This window comes from Waltera intestinalis (genome assembly GCF_009695995.1).
Classification (GTDB): Bacteria; Bacillota; Clostridia; order Lachnospirales; family Lachnospiraceae; genus Acetatifactor; species Acetatifactor intestinalis.
On sequence record NZ_VUMU01000024.1, the window covers coordinates 1 to 11,993 of the forward strand.

Sequence of the window (11,993 nt, forward strand, 5' to 3'; positions counted from 1 at the left end):
TTTTAAGGCATGAGGAAGGAATTGACCTTATGCCCGGTAATATCGAATTATCCGGTCTGGAGGTATCCTTGGTAAATGTCATGAGCAGGGAGCTTGTGATGCGTTCCTACATAGAGCAGGTGAAAGAGCAATATGATTATATCTTGATTGACTGTATGCCTTCCCTTGGCATGATAACCATAAATGCCTTTGCCTGTGCGGACAGTATTTTGATTCCGGTACAGGCGGCATATCTGCCAGTGAAAGGTCTGGAACAGCTTATTAAGACGATTGGTAAGGTGAAGCGTCAGATAAATCCGAAGCTGTCCATTGAGGGTATTTTGCTGACCATGGTTGACTGCAGGACAAATTATGCAAAGGACATCAGTGCATTACTGATTGAGAATTATGGCAGCAAAGTAAGGATATTTGAGAATAGCATTCCGATTTCCGTAAGAGCTGCCGAGATTTCGGCAGAGGGCGTCAGCATCTATCAGCATGACCCAAAGGGAAAAGTAGCAAGTGCCTATCAATCTTTGACGGAGGAGGTGCTTGGCAATGAATAAGGCAGGAAGTGCGGCAAAGGTAAAGCTAAACAGTTTTGATGATTTATTCGGTGCTTCTGATATGACAGCAGGCACCGATCAGGTGCAGGAGATACCTCTTTCAGAGCTTTATGAGTTCAGAGGACACCCTTTTAAGGTGCTGGATGATGAGAAAATGCAGGAGACAGTGGAGAGTATCAAAAATTATGGTGTGCTTATGCCCGGTATTGCAAGACCGAGGGCAGAGGGCGGTTATGAGATAATCGCTGGACACCGCAGAAAACATGGCTGTGAGCTTGCAGGTCTTTCCACAATGCCTATGTTCATCAGAGATTACAACGATGATGAAGCTACGGTGATTATGGTAGATACTAATATCCAGAGGGAAGATATTCTTCCAAGTGAAAAGGCAAAAGCCTATTCCATGAAGTATGAAGCCATGAAGCATCAGGGCAAAAAAGGAAATGGAAGCAGTCTTGATGAAGTGGGAGAAGCAGCCGGAGAGAGTGGCAAGACGGTTCAGCGTTATATATGGCTTGCACGTCTGTCAGATGAATTGCTGGATATGGTTGATAAGAAAAAAATCGGTCTGGTACAGGGTGTTGATATATCTTTTCTGACAGAGCAGGCACAGGAATGGGTGCAGGTCATTATTGAAGAAACGGGTGCAGCTATCTCGACTAACCAATCATCAAAGTTAAAGGAATATGGGAAAAACGGCGAGCTGACTCTGCCAATGGTAAGACTGATACTGACGGAGGAAAAGCCAAAGGAAAGAAAAGTTACAATCAAAGCTGATAAAATCAGCAGATATTTTACGGAGGATTATTCCAGTGAAGATATAGAAAATATTATCTATCAGCTATTGGAAGAATGGAACACCGGAAAGGCGTCGAATAAGCAGTAAAGGAGGCTCGGTAAAGTGGGCGATACAATAAACTTTGATTATTACTACGGAATTGAAGCAGAGCAGTTCTCTTTTTATCGTGTTCCCCGACTTTTGATTAAAGACGAGAGATTTAAGGGGCTTAGCAGTGATGCTAAGCTCCTCTATGGGCTGATGCTTGACAGAATGTCTTTATCCATGAAAAACGGATGGCTGGATGATGAAAACAGGGCATACATTATTTATACGGTGGATGCCATTATGGAAGATTTGGGATGTTCCAAACCCACTTGCACAAAAATTATGCGTGAGCTGGATTCTGACAATGGCATCGGATTGATTGAGAAGAAACGGAGAGGTCTTGGCAAACCGGACATCATTTATGTGAAAAATTTTGCTTCCGTTCCGGATGAAAAAGAAGAAAAAGAGCCTTCAAACCCTGATGTTTCCACAGAAGTAAAAGATTTTAACTTCAAGAAGCAAAAGAATTTAACTTCTGGAAGTAAAAAAATTGAACTTCAAGAGGTAAAGGAATCTGACCTCAAGAGGGAAAGAAATTTGACTTCTGAAAGTAAAGAAATTGTACCTCAAGAAGTAAACGATTTTGCCCCTAATTATAACAATACTAACTATAACAACCAGAGTCATAATGATATAAATTATATCAATCCAATCAATCAATCTGGTAGTGAAGATAATCCAAATAGGACTGATGTGATGGATGATGTCAATGCATACATAGAACTGATTAAGGATAACATCGAATATGAGCATCACATGAAGTATGATGACTGGCAGAACAAAGCTTTATATGAGGAGCTTTTTGAGGTTATTTGTGAGGTTGTATGTGTAAAACGTACAACGATCCGGATTGCAGGAGAGGATTATCCTTATGAGCTTGTAAAATCTAAATTCCTGAAGCTGAACAGTGGACATCTGGAGTATGTGATTGGCTGTATGCATGATACAAATACGAAAATAACCAATATCAAGGCATATATGGTTACTGCTCTTTATAATGCCCCCTCAACGATGAACCATTATTATCAGCAGGAGGTGCAGCATGATATGTATGGAGGTGGCTGGCATGAAAAAGGCATTGTTTAAAATAATTATTCCGGTATGCGTTCTTGCTCTGTGGATGATTACCTGTTATCCGGTTTGCAATAAAGCAGATGGGTTTGATTATTTCCTTTATTGGATTTTGGTAGGATGTCCCTACGGTATCAGAAAAATGTGTATGTTTCTTGTGCCGAAGAATTTTGGAATTGCAGGAAGTATGGGAATACTGGCACTGAATTGTATCGTTGGAGGTCTGATTGGTGGTATTATTGTTCTTGTGAGGATTATCGTTATATTTACGGAGATAATAAAAGTAATAGCAGGACACTTCTGGACACAATGTCCAAAGGTGTAAAAGAAAAAAGAGCAACAAAAAAGGCATTGTCAATCAATCATGAACAATACCTCTACTTGTCATCTGGAACATATTCCATAATATCTTCAATCCGGCAGTCAAGTATCTGACATAGCCTGTTCAGAATAATGGTCTTTACCACCATATTTTGCCGGAGTCGCTGAAGCTGTGCTTTGTCAATGCCGTAATCTTTAATGAGCTGGTACTGACTGATGTTCTTAGCCTTAAGCGTTTGCCAAAGTGGATCATATTTAATCATACAGGCAACTCCTTTCCTACCTTGTATTTTAATGGCAGGGAACTTATAATAATATGGTGCGTGTATGCACCATATAGTATGCAAATGGTAAAGATGATAATGGTTTATTTCTGGGGATTAAGGATATAGATGCAGGTAGTGTGGTTTTGAAACAGGAGGATGGTTAATTGTGAAAGAAATATACATTACAGACAGTGAAAGGGAAAAATGCAGAAAGGTTGCAGATGCTTTTGAAGAGCTGTATGAGATTGAGAATATATTTGTCGTGGATGCGGGAAGATACGGTTTTGTAAAATTACAGTATTATAAACCGCCACAGGGTTTTGAAGATGCAATTACCTTTACGGATAGCCGAAGCATGTTTGAAAATTTGTGGGAGGAATGGCTTGACACGCAGCTTTTTCTTCTGGCGAAAGGAACACCGATGGCAGGAATGGGATATAATGAGATATTCCAGTGTCTTCCAAAGGAGAAACAAGAGGAACTTATGAATAGAAAATCCGGGTTTGCAAAAACGGCAGGAATAGAATAATCAGGTAACAGCGTTAGGGCAGTTATGAGTGAAATACTTGTAGCTGCTTTTTTATACTTTTGGAGACGATGTCCAGAAGCGGGAAGGAGAAATATACAAATGGAATCAATGAGAGATATTAACAGGGTAATGGAGCGTGAGATAGCGAAGGGGAGTTGCCCTTTGAAGCTGGATCATATTGAATTCGGAGATTATTCGTATCAGGAGATAACATCAAAGGAAAAATTGCTGGAAGTGTTATCGTATTTGTTGCGGATAGGTGATTTCAAGCAGTACGCCGGAAAGACTATCCTAAATAATGTTTATATGGACCTGCGAGGAAAAAAGCCTGTATTCAAGAGAACAAAGACAGCCATGGAAAGAAATAATATATTTGCAACAATCAGAAGGTATGCAAAGAAGCTAAAGCCGCAGTATAATGGAGATGTATATCTGGAAACTGTCAGATGTTATTTCGATATACCGCAAGAAAATCTGGAAAAGTACCGATATACATATCAGGGGAATGAAACATACGCCTTCCTTATGTCGGATAAATATATCATGGCATTATATACGCATTGTCTGGTGGCAAGAAAAGAAGCTGCCATGCAGGATATGCAGGTTGAAGGGCTTAAAGAAAAAGAGTATGGAATGGTTAAGCTGAAGAATGTGGGGGAGGTTTTATTTCAGGCATTATTGCTTGATAATGTAAAAGTTGATGGTAACAAAATATATACAGAACTGTATGCAATTTATCATTATATTAAATGATGTGCAGGGCGTGATGTTTTTGAAATACAAATTTTGAAGAGGAAGATGGATATGGAATTTTACCAGGATAGAATATCAAAACTGCTAAAAGAATTAAGAGAATCACTTGCTTGTAATTTTGATAACGAACAAATTGAAAGACTGAATGCTTCACTACAGCAATTTGGTTCAGCATTAAAAAATGTAACAGAAAACATATCTTTTCAATTTCTTAATGAAGATATGAAGAATTTCATTGCTGAAACTAAAGAAAGTGAGAAGTTATCACAAACAGAATTTGAAGAAAAATATTCATACGAAATGGAAGTATGTAAGAAACTGGGACGAGCTGGTTGGGTTGTTTCAGAACATTCCAATCCCAGAGAAATTAAGGAATGGTATGATTTTTTATCTAGTCAAGAAGATAACAAAATTATTTCTTATTTTGAAGGAGATAATGGATGTATTTTAGAAAATATTTTTCATAGCTTGGAACATAAATATTGTGAAGAGCCAAATCAAAGATACTTTTCTAAAGCAAAATATTTCTTTGAACATGAGGATTACATGACATCAGCAATGTATTTAGTGGCAGTAATAGAGGCAAGAACAAATGAGTTAATGAATTACCCCAAAGGGACTCGGTATAAACAAAAGTATTCAATGGAAGGATTTGAAGATCATTTACAGACAGAGTTTGGTAGGACAGATTCTTTTTTTACTAAGAGATTTTTATTCTTGGATATGTATCCTTCTATTATTGAATTTTTGAATAGACTGTTTGTAGATGGTGAATATTCGTTCGAAAATGGAGTAGAACCGCCCTATATTAATCGAAATTGGCTTTTGCATGGAAAGAGTTGTAGAGTGATTGAACGCTATGAGTGTATACAGTTGTTTAATGCATTAAGTGTTATAGAATTTGTTTTCTCATTAAGTAATAGGTTAGATACAATGGAAGAATAAAGGAGTGGATTTATGATAGAAAAACATGCTTGTATATATTGTGGAAATACAGAAACATCTGAATCGGATATTATTCCTGATGCACTAACAAATGCTAGGATTACAAATAAAAATGTATGCAAAACGGAACATAATAACAAATTCAGTGATTTATTTGAAAGTGAAGTAATTGAAGCATTAGCATTAATAACAAATGAATTGGATATTAAATCGCATAAAGGGGAAAATTATGCTGCATATCCGGCTAAGATAGAAATTGATGGTATTGAATATTCAACAAAGATGATATCTGAAAAGGATTTGTTTAATGGACGAAAAGTATTAGTTTCTACAGATAAGAAACATAAATTAAGTTCGATGGATAAAATTACAAAAATTGCAAAAGATTCAAGAAAGGTGTCTGAGGTAGATATAAATAAAATACCTTTATATAAAAGAGTAGAAATCAATATAAATATATATTTTAGTGAAAAAATGTTCAGAATGATTTCAAAAATAGCATATGAATGGTATTGTTCTAGAAACGGTGTAGTTGGCTATCATGATGAGTTTGAAAATATTGTAAAATTTATTACATTAGGTAAAGGGGATAATCCAGTTACGATTTTCCAAAACGAGGAATTATATAAGTATTGTGGGCAACAGATTAGTCTAGGAAGTCATTGTTTATTTGCTTTGGTAGACAATACAGGAAAGGTAAATGTAATAGTTTCGCTTTTTGGAATTGCGATGTATCGAGTTGTGGTATCTGATGCAATTCCAGCATTTTGTAAGAATAATTTTATGTTTATGGAATTGAGAACAGATTCATCCAGAAAAGAGTTAACCCATGTTTCTTATGAAGAAGCAGAAAATTATTTTTTCGAGTTGTTTAATCCAAGCAATTTTATAGAAGGGGCAAATATTGCAGGAACGCACATCGTGATTCACAAAGAGATATCTAATATAGATGTCGTATTGTATCCCTTCGTGTTTAATATGATGAAATGCTTTTTGGAAATTCGTGATGAAATACAAGAACCAAATGAAAAAATAGTAAAGATATTAAAATGTAATATACAAGAAGTATTACAGGCATCAACTTTACATAAGAAATCAATACAGCGTTTTGTGAAAGAATATTTTTCAGATGGTCATGAGCCAATTAGACTTAACCCTAATGCATCAAATAAAAAGACAACATTGCTATTTTATATATTATTTGTTATTGGAAGGGATAATATAGAATGTATTGATGATAAGTCTTTGCAAGAGATAGCCAAGGAAGCATTAGATATGGGAGTTAAAAGTGAGCTTATTGTGACAGATGAATTAGAAAAGAAATTGCAAAACGAGATGTTATCTACGGAAGGATATGGTGATATGCTTGAAAAAGGGGCAGAAGTTATAAAAAAATGGGAAGAGTAGTATACATATAAAATATATAACAGCGTCAGGGCAGTTATAAGTCGAGAGATTTGTAGCTGCCCTTTTTTATTGCTTTTGGACACGATGTCCAGAAGCGGAAAGGAGAATTATGAGGTATTTATTACATCGGCTGTATGTTCCACCTTAGCGGAGCATACGCACATGGAAGATGCAGATCGGAGGTACTTATGCAAGAGGAAGTAACGCAGAAAACAATTGCTCTTGTAATTAAGACCGCTAAACTGGATGCCAACGTCTTGAAAGCTGCAATGCGGATGTATCTGAACCACCGCAGGCAGAAAGCACAGAAAACGCATGGTAAAACTTCTGTGAAAAAGCTGGTTGGCGAAGGCGTGGGAGTTTCGTCTATCGAAGTGACGGACGGCAATATCAAATCCTTTGAGCGGGTAGCTCGTAAATATAATGTTGATTTCGCCGTCAAGAAAGACAAGACAACGGACCCGCCGAAATATGTGGTATTTTTCAAGGGCAGGGATGCCGATGCGGTAGCACAGGCATTCAAGGAATTTGTTTATGGTAATGAGAAACGAAAGAGCAGAACTTCCGTAAGGGAGAAACTGAAACGCTTCAGGGATGCAGTATCACAGAATAAGAACAGAGAACGGAGCCGGGAAAAGAATAAGGACAGGGGGCAGAGCCTTTGAGTAACATCATTGAGGGCATAACCAAAGACCTGAAAGCTATCCCGAAAAATCTGAAAGCAAAAGCAGGCGGTATGGATACCAAGAAGCTGGTGCTTTTGAATCTGCCCTATATCTTTGTTGGATATTTCTGTGATAAGGTTGCATGGCTGTGGAGAGTATCAGAAGGTACAAATGCTTCTGATAAGATGATGGCAGTCATGAACCGTTTTGATAAGCTGTTTGCCAATCCTTTGCCCAGCTTACACCCAAGAGATTTATTGATTGGTGTGGCAGGTGGCATAGCACTCCGACTTGTGGTGTATTACAAAGCCAAGAATGCCAAGAAGTTCCGGCAGGGTGTAGAATACGGCTCCGCAAGGTGGGGAAATGCCAAGGACATAGAGCCATATATGGACTCTGTGTTTGAAAATAATGTCCTTCTGACACAGACAGAACGGCTGATGATGTCCGGCAGACCGAAAGAGCCGAAGTATGCAAGAAATAAAAATATTCTTGTTATTGGTGGCTCCGGTTCCGGCAAGACTCGTTTTTTTGTGAAGCCAAATCTGATGCAGATGCACTCGTCTTATGTTGTCACTGATCCGAAAGGTACGGTACTGGTGGAGTGCGGAAAAATGTTAAAAAGGGGCAAGTACAAGATAAAAGTTTTGAATACCATAAACTTTGCTAAATCCATGCATTACAATCCTTTCGCCTACATTCGGAGCGAAAAGGATATTTTGAAACTTGTAAACACGATTATAGTCAACACCAAAGGAGAGGGACAGCAATCCGGTGAGGACTTTTGGGTCAAGGCGGAAAAGCTCTATTACACGGCACTTATCGCTTATATCTGGTATGAAGCTCCGGAAGAGGAGCAAAATTTCGCAATGCTGATTGATATGATAGATGCCAGCGAAGCCAGAGAGGACGATGAGAATTTCAAAAATGCCGTAGATTTATTGTTTGAGGAGCTGGAAGCGGATAAACCCAATCATTTTGCAGTAAGACAGTACAAGAAGTACAAACTTGCTGCCGGAAAGACAGCGAAATCAATTTTGATTAGCTGCGGTGCGAGGTTAGCACCATTTGATATTAAGGAGCTGCGTGACCTTATGGAATATGACGAGCTGGAACTTGATACTCTGGGAGAGGAAAAGACGGCATTATTCGTTATTATTTCCGATACCGATGCCACATTTAATTTTGTGGTATCAATCATGTATTCACAGCTCTTTAACCTGCTTTGTGATAAAGCAGATGATGTTTATAACGGAAGGCTCCCGGTTCATGTGCGTATGCTCCTTGATGAGTTTGCGAACATCGGGCAGATTCCACAGTTTGAGAAGCTGATCGCTACAATCCGTAGCCGTGAAATATCAGCTTCTATTATTTTGCAGTCAAAATCCCAGCTCAAGGCGATTTATAAGGACAATGCCGACACTATAGAGGGCAACTGTGATACCACCTTATTCCTTGGAGGAAAGGAAAAGACCACGTTAAAAGAGTTGGCGGAAGTATTGGGTAAAGAAACGATTGACCTTTATAATACCTCGGATACAAGAGGTACGAGCCAGTCCTACGGTCTGAATTACCAAAAGACCGGAAAAGAGCTTATGAGTCAGGATGAGATAGCGGTCATGGATGGCGGAAAATGTATCATGCAGCTTAGGGGTGTGAGACCTTTTTTCTCAGATAAGTTTGATATAACAAAGCACAGGCGATACAAGGAGCTGTCCGATTTTGACCCGAAAAATGCCTTTGACATTGAGGACTATGTGAAACATCTGCATCGCATGAAGGTCACACCGGACACAGAGGTAGATGATGCCTTTGATTGTGGAGAAGTTGGGGGCGATACAACGAAATAGCTACTTTTGGACAGAATGTCTAAAGGTGTAGAACTGACAACTGAATATGGAACCATTAGCCTCTGGACATTGTGTCCAGAAGTAAAAAGAGTTTTGTTGTGTATGCTGATACATCTCAAAACTCTTTCTTTTTGAAAAAATTAAGAGAAAGAACGAGGTAGATTAAAATGTCATTTTTTACAACAGCAGTAACAGGATTAAAGACGGTAGTAACCGCAATCGGAGCAGGTGTAGGCGTGTGGGGAGTTATCAATCTCCTGGAGGGTTATGGTAATGATAATCCCGGTGCAAAGTCACAGGGTATCAAGCAGCTTATGTCCGGAGGCGGTATTATTATCGTAGCACAGACGGTGATTCCACAGCTTTCAACGCTGTTCTCATAATTCATGGGGTCAATTATTGAGAAAATCACTGAATTTATAAAGGAAATGCTGCAAGGATGGGTGCTGGACAATCTCGAAACGATGTTTACTGACGTGAATACGAAAGTAGGAACAATTGCCGGAGAGGTTGGACAGACACCCAGCTCTTGGAACGCAGGTATTTTTTCCATGATAGATAACCTGTCAGATACAGTCATGGTGCCCATAGCGGGGATGATCATCAGTGCGATTCTCTGCTATGAGCTGATTACCATGGTAATGGATAAGAACAACATGCATGAGATGGGAAGCGAGTTTTTCTTCCGTTATCTTGTAAAAGCATGTATTGCGGTATTGCTTGTCAGCTATACCTCTGACATTACCATGGCAATTTTTGATGTGGGCAACCATATCGTCACAAGTGCGGCAGGAGTCATTACAGGCTCCACGACACTTGATGTGACGAGTACGTTACAGTCCATGTTCAACAGCCAGCTCTCCACCATGGAGATAGGTGAACTGATTGGACTTGGAATAGAAACCATGATTGTCAGCTTATGTATGAAAATCATTTCCCTGCTAATCACCGTCATGCTATATGGGCGAATGATTGAAATATACCTTTATGTTTCAGTGGCTCCGGTTCCGTTTGCAACACTCAGCAACCGGGAATGGGGTGGCATCGGAAGTAACTATATCAAGGGACTTTGTGCTTTGGCATTTCAGGGATTTTTCATCATGGTATGTGTGGCAATTTATGCAGTGCTGGTATCCAGTGTTGCAGTTGCGAGCAATTTACACACGGCTTTGTGGTCAGTGGCAGCATATACCGTTATCCTGTGCTTCAGCTTATTTAAGACAGGTTCCCTTAGCAAATCTATTTTTAATGCACATTAAAGCAGCGTTATATCAGGAAGGAGGCTGTTTATGGCAATATCAGTCGCAGTGCCGAAGAATTTAAGCGGCATCAAGACAAAGGTGGCAATGAATCTGACAAAACGCCAGCTTATCTGTTTTGGTGCTGCAGGTGCGGTCGGGATTCCTTTTTATATCTTTACCAAAGATATCATCGGGACACAGGTATCCGCACTGATCATGGTGGCTGTCATGCTGCCGTTTTTCTTTCTGGCAATGTATGAAAAGGACGGCTTTCCGGCAGAAAAGATTCTGTACTTTATGATAAGGCAGAAATTCCTGACACCGGGAATACGCCCCTATAAATCAGAAAATCTCTACAATCAGTTAGAGGAACAGGAAAAAATGAAGAAGGAGGTGCGTTACCTTGAAGCAAAAGCCAAAGGCAAAATTACAGCGCAGTCAGAAGAAGACTGCCAAGCCTAAAGCGGGCTTAAGTTTTTCTGAAAAGAAAAGGTTAAAAGAGCTTCAGCGTACTCTTGCAGGAAACCATAAGGAACAGGAGAAGCCTACCACGGCACAGAACACCATTACTTTCAAAAAGATGTTCCGTGATGGTATCTGTCAGGTGACATCTGATTTCTATACAAAAATGGTGGAATTTTATGATATAAATTATGACCTTCTGGAAATAGAGGACCAGGGGGAGATTTTAGAGGAGTACAGCAAGCTCATCAATTATTTTGACCCGTCTATTAGGTTTGAGCTGTTTTTATTTAACAGGCAGGTCAACGAACAGACGCTGATAGACCAGTTTGACATTCCTTTGCAGGGAGATGATTTTGACGATATCCGTGAGGAATATACGGAAATGTTAAAGAAACAGGCAGCAAAGGGCAACAACGGTATCATTAAATCAAAATATCTTATTTTTGGTACGGAGTGTAAGGGATATAAGGAAGCGAAATCAAAACTGAATAACATTGAAAAGGATGTTATCAAGAACTTTTTAAACCTTGGAACCCACGCCAAAAGCCTTGACGGAAAGGAGCGACTGCGTATCCTGCATGAGTATTTCAACCAGGATACCATGGAGCCTTTCCGTTTTTCATTTAAGGAGCTGGCAGAGTCCGGAAAGAGTGTAAAGGACTACATTGCACCGCCGGGCTTTGACTTCCGTTATCCAAGCCGATTTAAGGCAGGAAAGATGTATGGCAGTGTCCATTATCTGGATATTATTGCTCCACGTTTTAATGATGAGCTGTTAAAGAAGCTCCTTGACATTGATGATAATTTGACCATTACCATGCACATGCAGACAATGGATCCGGTAAAGGCAATCAAGATGTTAAAGGGGGCTTTGACCAATATTCAGAAGATGAAGATTGAGGAGCAGAAAAAGGCAGTCCGTAGTGGGTATGACATGGATATTCTGCCTACGGATATTATCACTTATGAAAAGGATACGCTGGAACTGCTTGACGATCTGAACACCAGTAACCAGAAGATTATCAAAATGACTTTCTTAATTACCTGTT

At 39.2% G+C, this 11,993-nt stretch carries 14 protein-coding genes and 1 pseudogene; 14 read left to right on the forward strand and 1 reads right to left on the reverse strand.

Going from position 1 to position 11,993, the window contains the following annotated elements:
* The 4 genes from FYJ59_RS13445 to FYJ59_RS13460 all read left to right on the forward strand — a co-directional run.
* Nucleotides 1–545 (forward strand): ParA family protein (locus FYJ59_RS13445; protein ID WP_154498773.1); only part of this gene is annotated, 545 nt, incomplete at its 5' end.
* Nucleotides 538–1,431 (forward strand): ParB/RepB/Spo0J family partition protein, encoded by an 894-nt coding sequence (locus tag FYJ59_RS13450; RefSeq protein WP_154498776.1) that lies wholly within the window; start codon nt 538–540, stop codon nt 1,429–1,431. The genes FYJ59_RS13445 and FYJ59_RS13450, both read left to right, overlap by 8 nt.
* Before the next feature lie 15 nt (nt 1,432–1,446).
* On the forward strand, nt 1,447–2,517 hold the full coding sequence (locus tag FYJ59_RS13455; RefSeq protein WP_328597247.1) for a DUF6017 domain-containing protein: 1,071 nt from the start codon (nt 1,447–1,449) through the stop codon (nt 2,515–2,517).
* Entirely contained in the window at nt 2,498–2,827 is a 330-nt protein-coding gene (locus FYJ59_RS13460; protein WP_235898055.1) for a DUF6050 family protein, read from the forward strand. The genes FYJ59_RS13455 and FYJ59_RS13460 overlap by 20 nt, the downstream gene beginning before the upstream one ends.
* Nucleotides 2,828–2,879: 52 nt before the next feature.
* Here the strand turns inward: FYJ59_RS13460 and FYJ59_RS13465 are convergent, their stop codons facing one another.
* Nucleotides 2,880–3,086 (reverse strand): helix-turn-helix domain-containing protein, encoded by a 207-nt coding sequence (locus tag FYJ59_RS13465; RefSeq protein WP_035779437.1) that lies wholly within the window; start codon nt 3,084–3,086, stop codon nt 2,880–2,882.
* Nucleotides 3,087–3,255: 169 nt separating this feature from the next.
* Here FYJ59_RS13465 and FYJ59_RS13470 point away from each other — a divergent pair, with 169 nt between their 5' ends.
* From FYJ59_RS13470 to FYJ59_RS13515, 10 genes and pseudogenes are all read left to right on the forward strand, one after another.
* Nucleotides 3,256–3,618 (forward strand): hypothetical protein, encoded by a 363-nt coding sequence (locus FYJ59_RS13470; RefSeq protein ID WP_331464361.1) that lies wholly within the window; start codon nt 3,256–3,258, stop codon nt 3,616–3,618.
* Nucleotides 3,619–3,717: 99 nt separating this feature from the next.
* Nucleotides 3,718–4,371: a hypothetical protein gene (locus FYJ59_RS13475; protein WP_154498780.1), complete on the forward strand. Its 654-nt coding sequence runs from the start codon at nt 3,718–3,720 to the stop codon at nt 4,369–4,371.
* Nucleotides 4,372–4,422: 51 nt separating this feature from the next.
* Nucleotides 4,423–5,316 (forward strand): hypothetical protein, encoded by an 894-nt coding sequence (locus FYJ59_RS13480; protein ID WP_154498782.1) that lies wholly within the window; start codon nt 4,423–4,425, stop codon nt 5,314–5,316.
* Nucleotides 5,317–5,328: 12 nt separating this feature from the next.
* On the forward strand, nt 5,329–6,723 hold the full coding sequence (locus FYJ59_RS13485) for a hypothetical protein (RefSeq protein WP_154498785.1): 1,395 nt from the start codon (nt 5,329–5,331) through the stop codon (nt 6,721–6,723).
* Nucleotides 6,724–6,911: 188 nt separating this feature from the next.
* Complete coding sequence (locus FYJ59_RS13490) at nt 6,912–7,388, forward strand: PcfB family protein (RefSeq protein WP_112483116.1); 477 nt, start codon at nt 6,912–6,914, stop codon at nt 7,386–7,388.
* The gene (locus FYJ59_RS13495) at nt 7,385–9,238 is read left to right on the forward strand and encodes a VirD4-like conjugal transfer protein, CD1115 family (protein WP_205839557.1); all 1,854 of its coding nucleotides are present in this window, start codon (nt 7,385–7,387) and stop codon (nt 9,236–9,238) included. The genes FYJ59_RS13490 and FYJ59_RS13495 overlap by 4 nt, the downstream gene beginning before the upstream one ends.
* 167 nt (nt 9,239–9,405) lie before the next feature.
* The gene (locus tag FYJ59_RS13500) at nt 9,406–9,621 is read left to right on the forward strand and encodes a Maff2 family mobile element protein (protein WP_002582189.1); all 216 of its coding nucleotides are present in this window, start codon (nt 9,406–9,408) and stop codon (nt 9,619–9,621) included.
* A 3-nt stretch (nt 9,622–9,624) separates the two neighbouring features.
* Complete coding sequence (locus FYJ59_RS13505; RefSeq protein WP_154498788.1) at nt 9,625–10,497, forward strand: VirB6/TrbL-like conjugal transfer protein, CD1112 family; 873 nt, start codon at nt 9,625–9,627, stop codon at nt 10,495–10,497.
* Between the two features lie 30 nt (nt 10,498–10,527).
* Entirely contained in the window at nt 10,528–10,941 is a 414-nt protein-coding gene (locus tag FYJ59_RS13510; protein WP_154498791.1) for a PrgI family protein, read from the forward strand.
* Nucleotides 10,883–11,993, forward strand: a pseudogene (locus FYJ59_RS13515) (VirB4-like conjugal transfer ATPase, CD1110 family); the annotation flags it as partial. The gene FYJ59_RS13510 and the pseudogene FYJ59_RS13515, both read left to right, overlap by 59 nt.